This window comes from Pseudomonas argentinensis (genome assembly GCF_001839655.2).
Classification (GTDB): domain Bacteria; phylum Pseudomonadota; class Gammaproteobacteria; order Pseudomonadales; family Pseudomonadaceae; genus Aquipseudomonas; species Aquipseudomonas argentinensis_B.
Window position 1 is genome coordinate 1,335,918 of the sequence record NZ_CP056087.1, and the last position, 18,890, is coordinate 1,354,807.

General features: G+C 64.0%; 13 protein-coding genes, 1 tRNA gene and 1 pseudogene. 7 read left to right on the forward strand and 8 right to left on the reverse strand.

All coding sequences use genetic code 11. The features are described from left to right. Positions 1–167: 167 nt before the first annotated feature. The 5 genes from SA190iCDA_RS06035 (at position 168) to SA190iCDA_RS06055 (ending at position 7,520) form a co-directional block, all read left to right on the forward strand. Positions 168–1,562 (forward strand): MFS transporter, encoded by a 1,395-nt coding sequence (locus tag SA190iCDA_RS06035; RefSeq protein WP_070884434.1) that lies wholly within the window; start codon positions 168–170, stop codon positions 1,560–1,562. Beyond that, positions 1,559–2,302 carry an SDR family oxidoreductase gene (locus tag SA190iCDA_RS06040; protein WP_070884433.1) on the forward strand — a complete coding sequence of 248 codons (744 nt, stop codon included), beginning with the start codon at positions 1,559–1,561 and terminating at the stop codon, positions 2,300–2,302. Before SA190iCDA_RS06035 ends, SA190iCDA_RS06040 begins: the two co-directional genes overlap by 4 nt. 31 nt (positions 2,303–2,333) lie before the next feature. Continuing rightward, positions 2,334–3,182, forward strand: a complete 849-nt coding sequence (locus SA190iCDA_RS06045; RefSeq protein ID WP_070884432.1) for an ureidoglycolate lyase — start codon at positions 2,334–2,336, stop codon at positions 3,180–3,182. A 707-nt stretch (positions 3,183–3,889) separates the two neighbouring features. Continuing rightward, the gene (locus tag SA190iCDA_RS06050; protein ID WP_070884431.1) at positions 3,890–4,861 is read left to right on the forward strand and encodes a TAXI family TRAP transporter solute-binding subunit; all 972 of its coding nucleotides are present in this window, start codon (positions 3,890–3,892) and stop codon (positions 4,859–4,861) included. Positions 4,862–4,955: 94 nt separating this feature from the next. After that, a complete protein-coding gene (locus tag SA190iCDA_RS06055; RefSeq protein ID WP_070884430.1) occupies positions 4,956–7,520 on the forward strand; it encodes a TRAP transporter permease in 2,565 nt (854 codons plus the stop codon). An 87-nt stretch (positions 7,521–7,607) separates the two neighbouring features. On the opposite strand, the gene SA190iCDA_RS06060 is transcribed toward SA190iCDA_RS06055, so the two are convergent. Further along, entirely contained in the window at positions 7,608–8,660 is a 1,053-nt protein-coding gene (locus SA190iCDA_RS06060; protein ID WP_070884429.1) for an ABC transporter substrate-binding protein, read from the reverse strand. A 289-nt stretch (positions 8,661–8,949) separates the two neighbouring features. Between SA190iCDA_RS06060 and SA190iCDA_RS06065 the strand changes: the two genes are divergently transcribed. Further along, positions 8,950–9,852: a LysR family transcriptional regulator gene (locus tag SA190iCDA_RS06065; RefSeq protein ID WP_236101064.1), complete on the forward strand. Its 903-nt coding sequence runs from the start codon at positions 8,950–8,952 to the stop codon at positions 9,850–9,852. 455 nt (positions 9,853–10,307) lie between these two features. Here the strand turns inward: SA190iCDA_RS06065 and argE are convergent, their stop codons facing one another. The 5 genes and pseudogenes from argE to SA190iCDA_RS06090 form a co-directional block, all read right to left on the reverse strand. Beyond that, a complete protein-coding gene (argE, locus tag SA190iCDA_RS06070; RefSeq protein ID WP_070884427.1) occupies positions 10,308–11,471 on the reverse strand; it encodes an acetylornithine deacetylase in 1,164 nt (387 codons plus the stop codon). Next, positions 11,464–12,140: pseudogene (locus tag SA190iCDA_RS06075) on the reverse strand (DUF1028 domain-containing protein). The gene argE and the pseudogene SA190iCDA_RS06075 overlap by 8 nt, the downstream one beginning before the upstream one ends. A gap of 10 nt (positions 12,141–12,150) precedes the next feature. Continuing rightward, entirely contained in the window at positions 12,151–12,576 is a 426-nt protein-coding gene (locus tag SA190iCDA_RS06080) for a RidA family protein (protein ID WP_070884426.1), read from the reverse strand. After that, positions 12,576–13,877, reverse strand: coding sequence for a flavin-containing monooxygenase (locus SA190iCDA_RS06085; protein ID WP_070884425.1), 1,302 nt, complete (start codon positions 13,875–13,877; stop codon positions 12,576–12,578). The genes SA190iCDA_RS06080 and SA190iCDA_RS06085 overlap by 1 nt, the downstream gene beginning before the upstream one ends. 168 nt (positions 13,878–14,045) lie before the next feature. Beyond that, positions 14,046–15,533 (reverse strand): sensor domain-containing diguanylate cyclase, encoded by a 1,488-nt coding sequence (locus SA190iCDA_RS06090; protein WP_070884424.1) that lies wholly within the window; start codon positions 15,531–15,533, stop codon positions 14,046–14,048. A gap of 285 nt (positions 15,534–15,818) precedes the next feature. On the opposite strand from SA190iCDA_RS06090, the gene SA190iCDA_RS06095 reads away from it, so the two are divergent. Next, positions 15,819–15,895, forward strand: a tRNA-Ile gene (locus tag SA190iCDA_RS06095). 66 nt (positions 15,896–15,961) lie between these two features. Here the strand turns inward: SA190iCDA_RS06095 and gspD are convergent. Together gspD and SA190iCDA_RS06105 are read right to left on the reverse strand one after the other, a co-directional pair. Then, positions 15,962–17,872 carry a type II secretion system secretin GspD gene (gene gspD / locus SA190iCDA_RS06100; protein WP_070884423.1) on the reverse strand — a complete coding sequence of 637 codons (1,911 nt, stop codon included), beginning with the start codon at positions 17,870–17,872 and terminating at the stop codon, positions 15,962–15,964. A 14-nt stretch (positions 17,873–17,886) separates the two neighbouring features. Continuing rightward, the gene (locus SA190iCDA_RS06105) at positions 17,887–18,585 is read right to left on the reverse strand and encodes a type II secretion system protein N (RefSeq protein ID WP_170833909.1); all 699 of its coding nucleotides are present in this window, start codon (positions 18,583–18,585) and stop codon (positions 17,887–17,889) included. Positions 18,586–18,890 lie beyond the last annotated feature (305 nt).

The window sequence follows — 18,890 nt, forward strand, 5'->3', positions numbered from 1 at the left end:
TCGGGCACGCGCCCGGCGTCGAGCCCGGCACCCCAAGCTGCCGGGTGGCCCATTCACCGTCAGGGAGCCTCACCGCTGTAACCACTGCTGTATCGCCAGGCGCCGCCCGGCGAAGCCCATTTCAATAAAAACAATCAGGCATGCGCGCATGCCCAAGGGTCACCACCATGCAACCACGTACCGAGCCATCGGCCGCGCCGGCGCGCGACCACGACAGCACCTTCGAGGACCGCACCTACCGCAAGGTGATCCTGCGCATCCTGCCCATCCTGCTGCTGTGCTACATGGCGGCCTATCTGGACCGCGTCAACATCGGCTTCGCCAAGCTGGATATGCTCGAAGACCTGCAGTTCAGCAACACCGTCTACGCCCTGGGCGCGAGCATGTTCTTCTGGGGCTACTTCCTGTTCGAGGTGCCGAGCAACCTGTTGCTGCACCGCCTCGGCGCGCGCTTCTGGATCGCCCGCATCATGTTCACCTGGGCGCTGGTGTCGATGGCCGTGGCGTTCACCGTGCCGCTGGCGCAGTTCTTCGGCATCCAGTCGAGCACCATGTTCTACACCCTGCGTTTCCTGCTCGGCATCTGTGAAGCCGGCTTCTTTCCGGGCGTGATCCTGTACCTCAACTACTGGTTCCCGACCCACCGGCAGAGCCGCGTGATGTCCGGCTTCCTGCTGGCGCTGCCGATCAGCCTGGTCATCGGCGGCATGCTCTCGGGCTGGTTGATGACCGCCATGCAGGGCGTGCACGGGCTGTCCGGCTGGCAGTGGATGCTGCTGATCGAAGGCCTGCCGTCGATCGTCATGGCGGTCGTGGTGATCGTCTGCCTGTGCGACAACATCGACAAGGCCAAGTGGCTGTCCGCCGCCGAGAAGACCCTGCTCAAGGCCAACCTGCAGCAGGACAACAGCGGCAAGGCCTCGCGCCTGAGCGAAGCCTTCCTGAATCCACGCGTATGGCTGCTGGTATTGATTCTGCTGACCTTCAACACCGGTTTCTACGGCCTGGCGTTCTGGATGCCATCAATCATCAAGAGCGCGGGTATCACCAGCAGCCTGCACATCGGCCTGCTGACCGCCATTCCCTACGGCGTGGCCGCCGTGGCGATGCTGCTCAACGCCCGCCATTCCAACCGCACCGGCGAGCGTCGCCTGCATGCCGCGATTCCGGCCTTTATCGGCGGCGTCGGGCTGATGCTCAGCGCCTACTTCGCCCACAACATTGTGCTCTCGGTACTGTTCCTGAGTGTCGCCGCCTCCGGCATCCTCAGCCTGATGCCGATCTACTGGACGCTGCCCGGCACCGTGCTGTCCGGCATCGCCGCAGCGGCCGGCATCGGCATCATCAACTCGTTCGGCAACCTGTCCGGCTTCACCGGCTCGATGATCACCGCCATGGCGGAAACCATGACCGGCGACATCAACAACGGCACCTACGTGCTGGCCGCCTGCCTGTTCGTCAGCGGCGCGCTGATCATGGCCATCCCGCGCAGCATGCTCGGCACGCCCAGCCGCACGCCGGTCGCCACGCCTACCGGCAGCCTGACCCTGGAGAAAGCATGAGCGAGTTGCGCGGCAAACGTGTGCTGATCACCGCCGCCGGCCAGGGCATCGGCCTGGCCAGCGCCCGGGCCTTCGCGGCCGCGGGTGCCGAGGTGATCGCCACCGATATCGCGATTGGCGCATTGCAGGATGAGCCGGGCCTCACCGCCCTGCAGCTGGACGTCACCTCGGCCCAGGCCATCGCCGCGCTCAGCGAGCAGGTCGGTGCGGTGGACGTGCTGTTCAACTGCGCGGGCTACGTGCACGCCGGCAGCATTCTGGACTGCGACGAGGCCGCCTGGGAGCGCTCCCTGCAGCTCAACGTCACCGCCATGTACCGGATGATTCGCGCCACGCTGCCGGGCATGCTCGCTCGCGGTGGCGGCTCGATCATCAACATGGCCTCGGTGGCGTCGAGCATCAAGGGCGTGCCCAACCGCTGCGCCTACACCGCCAGCAAGGCGGCGGTGGTCGGCCTGACCAAGGCGGTGGCCGCCGACTACATCGGCCAGGGCATTCGCTGCAACGCGATCTGCCCGGGCACCGTCGACTCGCCCTCGCTGCGCGCGCGCATCGCCGAACAGGCGGCGCAGCAGGGCGTGGCCGAGGAGCAGGTGTACGGCCAGTTCGTTGCCCGTCAGCCCATGGGCCGCCTCGGCAGCGCCGAGGAAATTGCCCGGCTGGTGCTTTACCTCGGTTCCGATGCGTCTTCCTATACCACCGGTGCGCTGCATGTGATCGATGGCGGCATGAGCATCTGAGCCACGTCTTGAACCTGAACAAGGACCCCACATGAAACTGCTACGTTACGGCGCCAAGGGCGCGGAAAAGCCAGGCCTGCTGGATGCCGACAACAGGATTCGTGACCTCTCCGGGCATGTGGCCGACATCGCCGGCGACGTGCTGACGCCCGCGGGCCTCGCCGCGCTGGCGCAGCTCGACCCGGCCAGCCTGCCGGTCGTGGCCGGCAACCCGCGCATCGGCGCCTGCGTCGGCCAGGTCGGCAAGTTCGTGTGCATCGGCCTCAACTACGCCGACCACGCTGCCGAATCGGGAATGGACGTGCCAGAGGAGCCGATCATCTTCAACAAATGGACCAGCGCCATCTGCGGCCCCAACGACGCCGTGGAGATTCCCCGCGGCTCGACCAAGACCGATTGGGAAGTGGAACTGGGCGTGGTGATCGGCAAGGGCGGGCGCTACATCGACGAAGCCACCGCCATGGACCATGTCGCCGGCTATTGCGTGATCAACGACGTGTCCGAGCGTGAGTGGCAGCTCGAACGCGGCGGCAGTTGGGACAAGGGCAAGGGCTTCGACACCTTCGGCCCGCTCGGCCCCTGGCTGGTAACCCGCGACGAAATCGCCGACCCGCACAATCTGGACATGTGGCTGGAGGTCGACGGCCACCGCTACCAGCAGGGCAACACGCGCACGCTTATCTTCAACGTGCCGCAACTGATCGCCTACCTGAGCCGCTGCATGAGCCTGCAGCCGGGCGACGTGATCTCCACCGGCACGCCGCCAGGCGTGGGCCTGGGCATCAAGCCCAACCCGGTATTCCTGCGTGCCGGGCAGACCGTCAAACTGGGTATCGCCGGGCTGGGCGAACAGCAGCAGGTCACCGTGCAGGCCGACTGAGCGGGGCTCACGTGGGCAAAAGGGGCCATGCGGCCAGTGCTGGCCAACGCAACGCTTTGCCGTGAACGTGGTGTTGCCGTGGCGCGTTAGTCGACGCGGCCCGCGGCGACTGACGATGCGCCGCAGATGCCTGAAGGACACCGGGCACATCGCGACTCGGTCGAAACTCCCTTTCGGGCGGATGCCTGACGACCATCGATGGCCGCTGCTGCGCCAGCCTACAAACCCATCGGATCGACTCGGGCAGATGGCCAACGTAGAGCCATGTGCCTCTGCCAGTCGCTTGTCCTGGCAACCGCTGGGCAGAAAAAAGCCTCGCGATCCCGCATCGCCGCCCAGGGGCAGGTGCCATCTGGCCAGCCATGCTGAAAGCCTGCCGCGCGATTGCCTCTCTGTCGCAAACCGCCATGCCTGATGCGCCGCGGCGAGGTGCCTGAATCTCGCCGAAAACCAGGGTCATCCGGCTGCCGCGATTACGGATTCACAACGCTTAACGGTACAGCGCCTGTGGTTGTGTGATGAACTTCGCCGCTTTGATTGTTGGCACTGGAGTGATGTGCGGTGGTCTGCTTGCTTTGCCAACGCTTACAATTCTGGCATTGGCCCATGCCCAATCGGCATGGAATGCAGCGGCGCGACTCCGGTAAGGTACGCGCCTCGCTAAGGCGACCCGGCTTCATTCGAATAAATAACAAAGGGAGCAACACATGAAAGCACTTCCATTGGCTTTGGCCCTCTCTGCTGGCCTCTCTCTCGTTGCCATGGGCGGCGTCGCCCAGGCGCAGGATCAATTCGTGACCATCGGCACCGGCGGCCAGACGGGCGTCTACTACGTGGCCGGGCAGTCGATCTGCCGCTTCGTCAATCGTGACTCATCGAAAACCGGCATCAAGTGCAACGCACCAGCCAGCGGCGGTGGCGTGGCCAACGTCAACGGCCTGCGTTCGGGCGAGTACAACTTCGGCATCATGCAGTCCGACCACCAGTACAAGGCCATGAAGGGCGAGGCGCCGTTCGAGGCCCAAGGCGCGATGCAAGACCTGCGTGCGGTGTTCTCCCTGCAGAGCGAGGTATTCACCGTGCTGGCCCGCAAGGATGCCAACATCAAGGGCCTCGATGACCTCAAGGGCAAGCGCGTGAACATCGGCAACCCCGGCTCCGGCCAGCGCGATACGCTGGAAGAGATCATGCGCATCAAGGGCTGGGACAAGTCGGCTTTCAAACTCGCCTCCGAGCTCAAGCCGGCCGAGCAGGCCAGCGCCCTGAGCGACAACAACATCGACGCCATGACCTATTTCGTCGGCCATCCCAATGGCGCCATCCAGGAAGCCACCACTACCGTCGACGCCGTGCTGGTGCCGATCACCGGCCCGGACATCGACAAGCTGCTGAGCGAGAAGAGCTACTACACCAAGGCCGAGATTCCGGGTGGCCTGTACAAGGGTAGCGACGCGGCGACCCAGTCGATCGGTGGCAAGGCGGTGCTGTCGGTCACTTCCAAGACCGATGCCGAGGTGGTGTACCAGCTGGTCAAGTCGGTGTTCGAGAATCTCGATCGCTTCCGCAAGCTGCACCCGGCCTTCGCCGACCTGAAAGAACAAGACATGATCAAGGTCGGCCTCACCGCCCCGCTGCATGAAGGTGCCGAGCGTTACTACAAGGAGCGTGGCTGGCTGTAAGGCGCAGCGCGCATCCGTTTAACCGCTCCGTCAACCCGCGCACCGCAAGGGCGCGGGTTTTCTGTGATCCGCATGGCTGAATTCAGGCAAATCCATGACCATTCATAATGTATCTTCCGAAGAACTGGTGGCGCAGGAAGTAGGCGCGCGCAGCCCCCAGGGCGCGATGGCCAAGGTGATCGCCGGGCTGGCCCTGGCCTGGTCCCTGTTCCAGTTATGGATAGCATCGCCGCTGCCCTTCATGGTGGGCATCGGGGTTTTCAACGACACGCAGACGCGCGCCATTCACCTGGCCTTCGCGCTGCTCCTGGCGTTTCTCGCCTACCCGGCTTTCCAGCGCTCCCCTCGTGAGCGCGTACCGCTTTTCGACGTGGCCCTGGGCCTCGTCAGCGCCGCCACGGCGGCCTACCTGTTCGTGTTCTACGAGCAACTGGCGCAACGGCCGGGCAACCTGACCACGGCGGATCTGGTCACCGCCTGCATCGGCATCCCCCTGCTACTCGAAGCCACGCGTCGCGCCCTGGGCCCGGCCCTGGCGGTGATCGCGGCGATCTTCCTGGTCTACAGCCTGGCGGGCCCCTACATGCCGGCCATGCTGGCGCACCGCGGCGTCAGCCTGAACGCCCTGGCCAACCACCAGTGGATCACCACCGAAGGCGTGTTCGGCATCGCCCTGGGCGTGTCGACCAGTTTCGTGTTCCTGTTCGTGCTGTTTGGCGCCCTGCTCGAACGCGCCGGCGCCGGCCACTATTTCATCCAGCTGGCCTTCAGCCTGCTCGGCCACATGCGCGGCGGTCCGGCCAAGGCCGCCGTGGTGTCGTCGGGCCTGACCGGCCTGATCTCCGGTTCGTCGATCGCCAACGTGGTCACCACCGGCACCTTCACCATTCCGATGATGAAGCGCACCGGGTTCAGTGCCGAAAAGGCCGGCGCCGTGGAAGTGGCCTCGTCGGTCAACGGCCAGATCATGCCGCCGGTGATGGGGGCTGCGGCCTTCCTGATGGTCGAATACATCGGCATGCCCTACATCGAAGTGGTCAAGCATGCGTTCCTGCCAGCGCTGATTTCCTACATCGCGCTGTTCTACATCGTGCACCTGGAGTCGTTGAAGCTCGGCCTCAAGGCGCTGCCGCGCAACAGCGCGCCCAAGCCCTGGCTGACCCGGCTGCTCGGGCTGGCCTTTGGTGCGGCGCTGATCAGCGGCATTTCCCTGGCGGTGTATTACGGCCTCGGCTGGATGAAACCGGCTCTCGGCGATGCCGCCAGCTGGGTCATCGGTGCGCTGCTGCTGATCGCTTACGTGGCGCTGCTCAAGGTTGCGGCCAGTAATCCGCCACTGCCGCCGGAAGACCCCAACACGCCGCTGGAAAAACTGCCGGAAACCCGCCCCGTGCTGCTCTCGGGCCTGCATTTCCTGCTGCCGGTGGTGGTGCTGGTGTGGTGCCTGATGGTCGAGCGCCTGTCGCCGGGGCTCTCGGCGTTCTGGGGCAGCATGATCCTGGTGTTCATCCTGGTGACCCAGCGCCCGCTGCTCAATCGCCTGCGCCGTGACGGCAGCCACGATCATGGCTCGTTCATGGACGGCCTGGTGGACCTGCGCGAAGGCCTGATCGCCGGCGCCCGCAACATGATCGGCATCGGCATCGCCACCGCGGCGGCGGGCATCATCGTCGGCGCGGTGTCGCAGACCGGCGTCGGCCTGGTGCTGGCCGACGTGGTCGAGCTGCTGTCGATGGGCAACCTGCTGCTGATGCTCATCCTCACCGCGATTCTCAGCCTGATCCTCGGCATGGGCCTGCCGACCACCGCGAACTACATCGTGGTGTCCAGCTTGCTGGCGCCGGTGATCGTCTCCCTGGGCCAGCAGAACGGCCTGATCGTGCCGCTGATCGCCGTGCACCTGTTCGTCTTCTACTTTGGCATCATGGCCGACGTCACGCCGCCGGTCGGCCTGGCGTCGTTCGCCGCCGCGGCAGTATCCAAGGGCGACCCGATCCGCACCGGCATCACCGCCTTCTACTACAGCTTGCGCACCGCGGTGCTGCCGTTCCTGTTCATCTTCAACACCGACCTGTTGCTGATCGACGTGGACTTCTGGCATGGCGTGTTGATCTTCGTGATCGCCACGGTGGCGATGTTGCTGTTCGCGGCCGGCACCCAGGGCTACTTCCTGGTGCGCAACCGCTGGTACGAAAACATCGCGCTATTGCTGCTGGCCTTCTCGCTGTTCCGCCCGGGCTTCTGGATGGACATGCTGGTCGACCCCTACCGCGACATCCCGCCGGCACAAATGGCCCAGGCGCTGGAGCAGGTCGAGGAGCAGAGCGAGTTGCGCCTGCGCGTGCACGGCGAGGATGCGGTCGGCGAAGCGCGTACCTTCACCGTGGTGCTGCCGATTCCGGAAAAAGGCACGGGTCAGGAGCGCCTCGAAGCGCTGGGCCTGTCGCTCTACGAAGAAGATGGCAAGACGCTGATCGACACCGTGGCCTTCAGCAGCCCAGCCGAAGCCGCCGGGCTGGCGTTCGACCAGGAGATCCTCAGCGTGCGGGCACCCACCGAGCGCGCGCCGAAAGAGCTGATCTGGATTCCGTCGCTGTTGCTGATGGGGCTGTTGATCTGGAACCAGCGTCGGCGCCTGAAGGCTCAGGCTGCGCTCTAGGCACCAGGCTGGCGCGCCGCGGCGCGTCAGCCCTGACCGATCACTGGGGCCGGTAACCGGCCCCAGCGTTCTCTTCGCATCTGCTTGTCAGCGCGCCGCCCAGCCATTGAAGCGCTCTTCCAATTCCTCGCCGTGGTCGATCCAGAACTCGGCGTTGACCAGTTGCGCGCCGGCCATGTTGGCCTCGGCGGTCGGCAACTGCGCCTGTATGTCGGCGGGCAGTTGCGGCAGCGTCTGCTTGTGCACCGGGCCGTAGGGGATCTGACTGGAGAACACCTTCTGGGTGTCCGCCTGGCTGGCGAATTTGATGAAGCGTTCCGCCAGGGCCTTGTTCGGGCTGCCCTTGACGATGGCCCAGTGCTCCGGGTCGTACAGGCTGCCGCTCCAGGAGATCTTCAGGTTGGCGCCTTCCTTCTGGGCCACACCGATACGGCCGTTGTAGGCGGCGGACAGGGTCACGTCACCGGCCAGCAGCCACTGCGGCGGCTGGGCGCCGGCTTCCCACCACTGGATGGAGGGCTTGATGGCGTCCAGTTTCTTGAAGGCGCGGTCGACCCCTTCCGGCGTGCCGAGCACCTTGTACAGCTCCTCGCGGCTTACGCCATCAGCCAGCAGGGCGGCTTCCAGGCTGTACTTGGCGCTCTTGCGCAGGCCACGTTTGCCGGGGAATTTCTCCAGGTCCCAGAAATCGGCCCAGGAGGTGGGGGCGGTCTTCAGCTTGTCGCCGTTGTAGGCCATCACCATCGACCATACGTAGGTGGCCACGCCGCATTCACTGATGGTGCCGGGAATGTACTGGTCGGCATCGCCAAGAATGGCCGGGTCGATACGCTCGAACAGCCCTTCCTCGCAGCCGCGCTGCAGCTCCGGGCTTTCCACCTCGACCACGTCCCAGGTCACCTGGCCGACATCGACCATGGCTTTGACCTTGGACAGCTCGCCGTTGTACTCGCCGGCGACCACCCGGCCGGCACCGCTCTGCTCGAAGGGTTTGAAGTAGGCGGCGGTCTGGGCGACCTTGGTGGCGCCGCCGAAGGAGATTACCGTGAGGCTGTCGTCGGCCAATGCAGCGCTGCTGGCGCCGGCCAGCAGGGACAGGCCGATGGCGGCGCGGATGGATGGACGCAAGTGCTTGAACATGGAAACTCCCTCGCTGTTTTTTCGTTGTAGTGAGAACAGGGGCAGTAGGGCCGAAGCGGCGAAGCGGCGCGTTGTGCCACGCGTCAGCAGAATTTTTGTTGTTGTGTGGCCCGGTATGCGTGCCGGGCGGGAACTGTCGTTCAGGTGAGGGCCATGGTGCGTCAGTCGGGCAAGAACGAAAATTAGTAAAAATATGCTCGGGACTTACGAAAAACCTTTGCAAGGCAACGCCCCGCCAGAGCGCTGTGTTGGAGTAAGGTGCAGGTAACCAACATGCTGAGATCAACACGTGGCTTCCTACACTCTCAGGCAACTCAAGTACTTCGTTACCACGGTGGAAGCGGGCAGCGTGGCCGAGGCTTCGCGCCAGCTGTATATCGCCCAGCCATCCATCTCCACGGCAATCAAGGGGCTGGAGGAAAGCTTTGGCGTTCAGCTGTTTATCCGCCACCACGCCCAGGGCGTGTCGCTGACCCCCAGTGGCGCGCGCTTCTACGAGAAGGCCCAGCAATTGCTGCGCATGGCCCGCGAGTTCGAGCAGAACGCCCTGGCCGACAACGACATCGTCGCCGGGCAGATCGATATCGGCTGCTTCGAAACCGTGGCGCCGCTGTACCTGCCGCAGCTGATCGCCGGCTTTCGCGAGCGCTATCCAGGCGTGGACATCCGCATCCGCGATGGTGAGCAGCAGGAGCTGGTACAGGGCCTGACCGCCGGCGCATTCGACCTGGCGTTTCTCTACGAGCATGACCTCGACGGCACCATCGCCACCGAACCCTTGATGCCGCCGCAGAAGCCCTACGTGCTGTTGCCCGAGCATCATCGCTTCGCCGGCCAGGCCCAGGTGTCGCTGCGCGACCTGTGCCTGGAGCCGATGATCCTGCTCGACGTGCCACCGAGCCGTACCTACTTCGTCAGCCTGTTCCACGAACTGGGGCTGACCCCCAATATCGTCTTCAGCTCACCGTCCATCGAGATGGTGCGCGGCATGGTCGGCCAGGGCTTCGGCTTCTCCCTGCTGGTCACCAAACCGCATTCGGAATGCACCTATGACGGCAAGCGTGTGGTGACCCTGGATATCACCGACCCGGTGGCCACCTCGGGGCTGGTGGCCGCTCGCCTGAAACGCGGTCAGCTGACCAAGCCGGCGCAGCTGTTCGTGGATTTCTGCCGGGAGCGGTTGGGGAATTGAGTGAGCCGGGCGCTGAGTAGAAGTGAAGGTAGGTGAGGCCACTGTCAGCGCAATTTCTGTGGGACGGGCCATGCCCGCATTTTTTCGCGCGCATGGCGCGCTCCCACATTATTGATCGGAGTCCGGGGCGAGCGCAGCTCGTAGGGCGGACCGGGACGCCGGCCGCTCGTAGCGAAGCGAGCAGTCCGCCAAACCATGGCAAACCTGGCAGAACGCAAAGGCGTACTGCTTCGCGAGTACGCCCTACCGCGCTGCTGCACTGCGTGGCCAGCGCCCGCAAGGATCAGCTCAAGGAACGCCTTGGCGCCTACCGGGCGCGGGTGGAGAGCCTCAAACTGTACCGCAGCTGAGGCGCACGACCGTTCAGCCATTGAAGGTAGCCCGGGTCGAGCGCAGCGACACCCGGGAAAACTGCCCTGGGTATCGCATTGCTCAACCCAGGCTACGGTTGGCGTTCAGCTCGGATCGCACAGGTAATCCGCTAACCGCTGGAGCAGCGCATCACAGCCCTGCAGCTGCTCGACGCTGACGAACTCGTCGGGCTTGTGGCCCTGCTCCATGCTGCCGGGACCGCAGACCACCGTGGGGATGCCGGCGCCGTCGAACAGGCCGCCTTCGGTGCCGAAGGCCACGGTGGCGAAGTCACTCGAGCCGCAGAGCCTGGCCAGCAGCCGTGCGGCCTCGCTGTCGGGCGGCGTGGCAAGACCCGGGTAGGCACTCAGGGGTTGCAGGCGGATATCGCTGGCGGCGCTCACCGCCTGCATTTTCGGCAGCAGCTGCTCGGCGGCGTAGCGCTGCAATTCATCCGCCACGCTTTGCGCGTCGAAGCCCGGCAAGGCGCGCACCTCGAAATCGAACTCGCATTCGGCCGGCACGATGTTCAGGGCGCGGCCGCCCTTGACCAGGCCGGTCTGCACGGTGGAGCAGGGCGGGTCGAAGCGTGGGTCGTGATGCTCGGGGCGGGCCAGCCGTGTGCCGATATCACCGAGGTGGCCGATCAGCCGCGCCGCATATTCGATGGCATTCACGCCGTAGGGCGCATAGGCCGAGTGACAGGCCGCGCCGTGCACTTCGCAGCGCATCGCCAGCTTGCCCTTGTGGCCGAGCACGGGCTTGAGTTCGGTGGGCTCGCCGATCAGGCACAGGGTCGGTTTGTGCGGGCGTTTTTCCAGTTCGGCGAGCATCGAGCGCACGCCCAGGCAGCCGACTTCCTCGTCATAGGAAAACGCCAGGTGCACCGGCATCTGCAGCGGGCGTTGCACCAGTTTCGGTACCGCCGCCAGCACGCAGGCGATAAAGCCCTTCATGTCTGCCGTGCCACGGCCGTACAGGCGCCCGTCCCGCTCGCTGAGCCTGAACGGCTCGACCGTCCAGGCCTGGCCGTCCACCGGCACCACGTCGGTGTGGCCGGACAGCACCACGCCGCCGCGATCCGTCGGGCCGATGGTGGCGAACAGGTTGGCCTTGGTGCCCTCGGCGTTATGGAACAGCTCGCTGTCGACGCCGAACCCGGCCAGATACTTGCGGATGAATTCGATCAGCTCCAGGTTCGAATCACGGCTGACCGTGGCAAAGCCGATCAGCCGCTCAAGCAGGACGCGGCTGGTGGGCTCATTCATCGCCCGGCACTCCGTAGCTTGGCGCGGCCGTGGGGTCGAGGGCGCGGGTCAGGTAATCCTGCATCTGCGGGCGGTAGGCCTGCCACAGGCCGTCGAGCTGGGCGATGGGGTTGTCATCCGCCCAGTCGACCCGCAGGTCGATGATCGGCCAGACCAGATCACCCACCACCTTGAGCGCCGCCGAGTGCACCGGGCCGGCCTCACCGCCAGCGGCCATCGCCCGTGCATGGCGGCGAGCAGGCGGTCGGCCAGTTGCCCGCTGGCGTTCTCGAAGGCCTCGACCATGGCCTGGATCACCGCCTCGCTCGCCAGCAGATTGCCGGCTGCCACGCACTGCTCGCCGGCCACCGCGTTGTACAGCCCCAGCGCTTCCTTGCCGCTGAACAGGGCGGTGCGGCCCTGGCTGTCGATCACCGTCACCTGTCGATATTGGCTCCAGCCATTGGCGCCGAGGGCGCGCTGCAAGGCGTCGCCTGGTTCCAGCGCCTGCTGCTCGAGCAGGTCGAGAATCTGCGGGCCGAGGGCGGGCAGGGTCACGTTCTGGGTGGCCACCGCGCCGACGCCGGCACGCAGCCAGGGGCAACGGGCGCCGACGGCGATGCTCGACGAGCTGATGGCGATGCCCAGCTGGCCGGTTTCCGGGCAGCGCCCGACGATGGAAAAGGTCATGCACGCCTCCTTATTGGGCTGGCCAGTCGTCCGGGATCACCGCGATCACGTCGATCTCCATCAGCCACTGCGGCTGGCCGAGGGCCGATACCACCAGCCCGGTGGAAATCGGGAACACGCCCTTGAGCCATTTGCCGACCTCCTTGTACACCGGCTCGCGGTAGCGCGGGTCGATGATGTAGGTGGTGGTCTTGACGATATGGGACAGGTCGCTGCCGGCTTCTTCGAGCAGTTGCTTGAGGTTCTTCATCGCCTGCTCGGTCTGCGCCTGGGGGTCGCCAAGGCCGACCAGGTTGCCGTCGAAGTCGGTGCCGACTTGGCCGCGTACGTACACCGTGTTGCCGGCGCGCACGGCCTGGCAGAGGTCGTTGTCCAGGGCCTGGTTGGGGTAGGTGTCCTTGGTGTTGAACATGCGGATGCGGGTATGGGTGGGCATCACTTGACTCCCTGCAGGCGGGTGACGGGGGCGGCAGCCTGGCGCTGCTCGGCATCGCGGTAGGCGGTGTATTTGCGCTGGGTGGCGATATGGTCGGCGACATGCTTGGCGTCGTGCCACACGCCCCAGATGAACGACGAGCCGCGGCGCGACAGCCAAGGCAGGCCGAGGAAATAGATGCCCGGCTCGCGGGACACGCCGCGCTGATGCTGGGGCTTGCCGTTGGCATCGAAGGTATCGACTTCCAGCCAGCTGAAGTCGGTGGCGAAACCGGTCGCCCAGATGATCGACGTCACCCCGGCCGCGATCAGGTCCAGCTCGCCCAGCGGCTCGCTCATGCACGCAGGATCGGCCGGGATGATGCGTGCCTCGGGCTCTTCCGGCAGATCCAGGCCGTTGCGTTTCACATAGGCATCCGCCGCATCGAGCAGCGCCAGGTAGTTCTCGTCGCCACGGCGGATGTTGTCGGCCAGGTCGTCGGCGAACCGCACCACGCCGTTGGCGAACGAGCGGGTCAGGCCGACCAGGGTCATGCCCTGGTGGGCCAGGCGGCGGAAGTCGATGGTCTTGCCGCCATAGGCGCCGCTGACCGCGATGGTCACGTGCTCGCGGCCGGCCTTCGGCGTCTCCTGGTCCCACTCGCCGAGCACGCCCAGCCACCAGCAGAAGTCCCGGTTGCGGTAGCTGCGCGGCGGCCGGTCATGGGCGCCGACCGACAGGTACACCTGGCGGCCGGACTGCATCAGCTCATCGGCGATCTGCGTGCCGGAGGAGCCGGCGCCCACCACCAGCACGGCACCGGCGGGCAGTTGCTGCGGGTTGCGGTAGGCGGCGGAGTGGATCTGCGTGAGGCGCGCATCCTGCGGGGCGATGGCCGGAATCACCGGGTGCTGGAAGGGGCCGGTGGCGGCCACCACGCGGTTGGCCTCGATCACTCCCTCGGAGGTTTCCACGGTAAAGCCGGGGCGGTTGGCGTTGCGGCGGACCTTGTGCACTTCCACGCCGGTACGGATCGGCGCATCGAAGCTGCGCGCATAGGCTTCGAAATAGGCGGCCACCTGCTCCTTGCCCGGAAAGGCATCGTCGTCGATGTCGAAGGCCAGGCCGGGAAAGCGGTCATGCCAGGCCGGGCCGTTGGCGACCAGCGAGTCCCAGCGCATGCTGCGCCAGCGCTCGGCGATGCGTTCACGCTCCAGCACCAGGTGCGGCACGCCCAGCTTGGTCAGGTGCTCGCTCATCGCCACGCCGGCCTGGCCGGCGCCCACCACCAGGGTATCTGTTCGGGTTGTTTCGACAGCCATCGTTGCGTCCCTCTGAAGGAGGCCGGGCGCCCTTGCCCAGGGATGGCCCTGGCCCGGGCGCACCAGCCGTTCGTGCGTTGCGGCCATTGTGTTCAGAGGCGGGGGATAGGGAAATTAGCGTTTTTGTAGTCGTTACCCAGTAAAAAGCTGGGCACCGCCAGGGGCGGTTCAGGCCGGCTGTTCGCTCGATATCACGCGGTTGCGGCCTTCGCTCTTGGCAGCGTACAGGGCGACGTCGGCAGCGGCGACCAGATCGGCGGACGTCTGCATCGTCTGCCCAGGCATGCACGAGGCAACGCCGATGCTCAGGGTCAGCCTGGCGTAGGGCGAGCCCTGATTGACGATCGCCAGGGCCTCGACATCGGCGCGGATGCGTTCGGCGACCGCCATGGCCGAGGCGCTTTCGGCGCCCGGCAGAATCAATGCCAGCTCCTCGCCGCCGTAGCGCGCAGTGGTGTCCGCGCTGCGCCGGGCATGGCGTTTGAGCACCGCGGCCACCTGCCTGAGCGCCTCGTCGCCGGCCGGGTGGCCGTAGTGGTCGTTGAAGCGCTTGAAATAGTCGACGTCCAGCAGCACGAAGGACAACGGCTGGCCCTGGGCCGCGGCGGACTGGAAGGCCGCACGCAGCGCTTCGTCCAGACGGCGGCGATTGGCCAGGCCGGTCAGGGCATCCTCGCCGGCGATGATCTGCAGCGCGTGGTTGGCCAGCGCCAGGTCGCGGTGCATGCCTTGCAGGCGTGCCTCCATGCGGCCCTGGCGACCCAGGGCGCGCCAGATCAGCCAGCCCATGGAGAGCAGGATCACCAGCACGCCACCGCTCAGCGAGCAGGTCTGCAGCGCGCGGGTGCGCCAGGCGGCCATCGCCTGCTCTTCACCCAGCGAGGCGCCCACCAGAATCGGGTATTCGGCGCTGGTATCGAAGCCGTAGATGCGTTTCACGCCGTCGATCATCGCCGTGAGCACCATGCTGCCGCGCTTTACGCCGTCCTCATTGATCGCGCGCAGCACCGGGCTCCTGGACATGTCCAGGCCAGCGTTCTGGGCGGACTCCCGCGACCGGACCAGCAGGGTGCCGTCACGCTTGGCCATGCCGATCACGCCCTGGCTGCCGACATCGATGCTGCGGTAGAAGTCCACGAAGTGCTGAACCAGCAGCGTGGCCAGCACCACACCGCGAAACTCGCCGTTGGCGTCGCTCAGGCGCAGGGTCAGGGCAATCACCCAGTCACCACTCAGGCGGCTCTGGATGGGCGCGCCGATGTACAGGCCGGTCACCTGATCGGTGCTGTGTACCCTGAAGTAGTCGCGGTCCTGCGCCGTAAAACGGAGGGTGGCGTTGGGCACCGTGGTGAGCAGCGGGCGACCGCCGGCATCGAGTACGGTAAAGCCCTCCACATCGGCCAGGATCGCCGACTGGGCGCGTGCCACCTCGAGCACTTCGCGCAGGTTCTCGGCGCCGTAACCGGAGATCTGCAGCTTGCGCTGGATGCCGATCAGCACCGTATGGGCATCACGGATGGTCGACTCCGCCTGCCGGGTCAGCGCCGCCGACAGGTTCTCCATATCGGCCACGTTCTGGCGCAGCGCCTCGCGCCTGTCCCACTCCACCTGCAGGTAGGTGAGCAGCAACACGGCCACGCCCACCACGCTGGTCATGATCGCGACCAGGCGTCTTAAGTGAGCAATCTTGGAGGTCTGACTCGTCAAGGTACGGGCCCGGCTAGGCTGGTTGGGCTCGTATCCTCAGCCTGAGCGGGCACGGCGGGATAGGAACGTCGTGCAAATTATGAACAAAGCGGCGGGGGGATTGCACGTGGTTTTGCTGCGCGCGGGCACGCAATCGTTTGCCACCGGCAGGCTCCTTTGCGGTCCGCGAACAAGCTGCGGCGCATCGGATTGGCACTCGGCAGAGTGCATCGGTATACTCCGCCAGCCTTCTGGGGGCCTATAGCTCAGTTGGTTAGAGCAGAGGACTCATAATCCTTTGGTCCACGGTTCGAGTCCGTGTGGGCCCACCACCTTCAAAGCCGCGCACTGCGCGGCTTTTGCTTATCAAGAACGCCCGAGCGACATCGGTTTCAGCCCTATTGACGGAGGGCGGGAAGTGACGCCGGCGCTACATTCAACTCTTTTTCAGGCGCGCTTACACGTTCCGGCAAGGTCGGAACTGCCCTGCTGAGATCCTGCTCGGCGTAGCGCAATTGACGCTCGCGGATGAAGTTGTATTTGCCTTCGGTCAGTTGGTTGGCGTGGTCGAAGTCGTTGATGATCGTTGGTTTGATGAAGACCATCAGGTTCTTCTTGGAAACTTCCTTACGATCACTGCGAAACAGGCGACCGATCACCGGGACCTTGGAGAAAAAAGGCACCCTGTCACCGGCGTCGCGAACCTCGTCGGAAATCAAACCACCCAGTACCAGGGTCATGTTGTCCTTGATTAGTACGCGAGTTTCGACGGAGCGTTTGTTGGTCACGATATCGGCTGCACTCGTGTCGCTGCTAACGCTAGAAATCTCTTGGTAGACATTGAGCGTTACCGAGTCACCCTCGTTGATTTGGGGCTTGATCTTGAGGGTGATACCGACGTCCTGGCGTTCGATGGTCTGAAATGGGTTGGTGGACGGGTTTGACGCGCTGGTTGAGCTGCCAGTGACAAACGGAACGTTCTGACCGACCACAATCTTGCCTTCTTCGTTGTCGAGAGTGACCAGGTTGGGGGTGGACAAAATGTTCATCGAGTCATCGGTGGAAAGTGCACGTACCAGGGCCTGCAGCGATCCATTGGTATAGAAGCCCAGGCTCAGTCCCGCATCGAGTTTGAGTGGGTTGGTGGGCAGGCTATCGATAGCGTTACCCTTCAGGGATGACTTGAAGCCCGCGAACGTCTTGCTGCCATCGGAGGTTTTCCACTGCACGCCCAGCTCGTTGACCTTGTTATCCGAGACTTCCACGATCACGGCCTCGACCAGCACCTGTGCACGGCGAATGTCCAGCCGTTTAACCACGCCGTTGACGGTGTCCATGATGGCAGGTGGTGCGCTGATGATCAGGGCATTGGTGGTGTCGTTGGCCTGGATGGAAATGTCGGCGCTACTGATGCCAACATCCTTGTCTTGTTTCTGCAGACTGGTGGCGACGTTTTGTAGAATTTGCGCCAGCTCTGAAGCCTTCAAGTAGTGCAGGTAGATAACCTGGGTGTCGCGGATGATGTTGCCTGGTCGGTCGAGATTGGCAAGAACGTCACGTAGCTGCTGGCGTTTGCTCGGGTCTCCAGAGATGAGGATGCTATTCGTACGCTCATCCACCGAAACACTCATCTTGCTCCCACCCTCGGGCCCTGCGGCTTGCGGTACCAGTGTGCCGAGCATGGCCGACAATTCTTTGGCGTTGGCGAACTTCAGCGGAATGACGTCGATCTCGAATTGGCCTGCACGATCGATTTCCGCCACCAGTTTGAGCAGTTGGTTGATGTTGGAGGCGCGGTCGGAAATGATCAGCGCGTTGCTGTCCGGGTAGGCTGCCAGGTGACCGACCTGAGGCACCATCGGCCGCAGAATGTTCACCAGTTGAGTGGCCGGTACGTGATCGGTGCGGATGACCCGTACCACGAGCTGGTCGTCATTGAGCGCGTTGTCCTCCACCAGGGGCACGCCAGTCTGCTTGGCATTGGCGTCGGGGATGACCTTGACCGCATCTGCCGACTCGATCGCTGAAAAACCATGTACCTGAAGCACCGAAAGAAAAACGCGGTACGCTTCTTCCGGGGCCATGGATTCATTGGAAATGACCGTCACCTTGCCGGTCACACGCGGATCGATAATGAAGTTCTTTCCGGTGGCTTTGGCAATCCACTCAATAAAGGAACGAATATTGGTGTCTTGCATGTTGATGCGCACTTCGTCGCCGGGTTGTGGCTCGGCTTCTTGAGCCCAGCTAACCGGGGTGAGGCAGATAACGGTCAGCAACAACAGTTTCAAAACGGCTTGGATCGACACGGCGGGGCACTCTACTACTTGTTTTGCGCGAGTTTGCGCTGGATGTACTGTTGGTAAGCAGTGGGCAAGTTCTGGTCGACGGCCGTTGATGCCGCAGGCGGATTGCCTGCCGGGGCTTGTGCGATAACTTCGTTGTCATTGTTTTTGTTCATTATCGGAGCGGCGTCCGCTTGTTGCACTGTTGGAAGTGGGCTGCCAAGCGAATTCCCGCCAGGCATTTCTCCAAATCCTTTAAAGCTGATCTGTTCAAGTTTTCCGTTACGTTTCAGCGTGATGCGATGACTCTCGATGCTCTGTACGACAATGCCGGGACGCGCTTCCTCACCGGCTTTGAGCATCATGGTGCGGTCCCCGTCTTCCAGAATTACGGAGCTTTGCGCAGCGTGGGCCACGAAAAAGATCGCAGAGACTTGCAGATTGAGATTACTTTCCGGAAGTTTTTCAACCGGTTGCGCGTCCACATCGGCGTCATTACTTCTCGCGCCAAATAAACCTAATAACGAACTACTAGGTTTGCTGCTTTCTGCCGAGGGAATTGTTGGCGCGCCTGAGGCAACGCTGGAAAGGGGGAGCTGGTTTTCAAACCCACGGAAGAACTCCATGGCCTGCCAGGTTAGCGACGCCAGCATGGCAACTAACAGCAGCGCGAGTACGCACAGTCGAACGCCACGTATCGTAAGGATTTGGGTCGCGCGCGTTATTAATACGGCCATTGTCATTCGTCCCTGTGATGGCGCGGCAATACTATCTGTCGCCGATCTCAAGCGCAAAGAGCGCGTTGCGGTTGGCGGGCGGTTCGCTGATTTACACGCACTGCATCACGTTTTTTTCGAATAATGTCATTTTGGCATTTGTAATGGCTTGAAATGGTTTGAGGGCCTGTATAGCATCTCGCCATCGTAAAGGCTGAGTCTATCAGCAGCCTTGTGAGCGATGCACAAATTAAATGGAACTTAACGCGAACATGGTGCACGGATGCTGCTCTCTCGGGTTTCGCCGCACGCTTGCTGCACTTTTT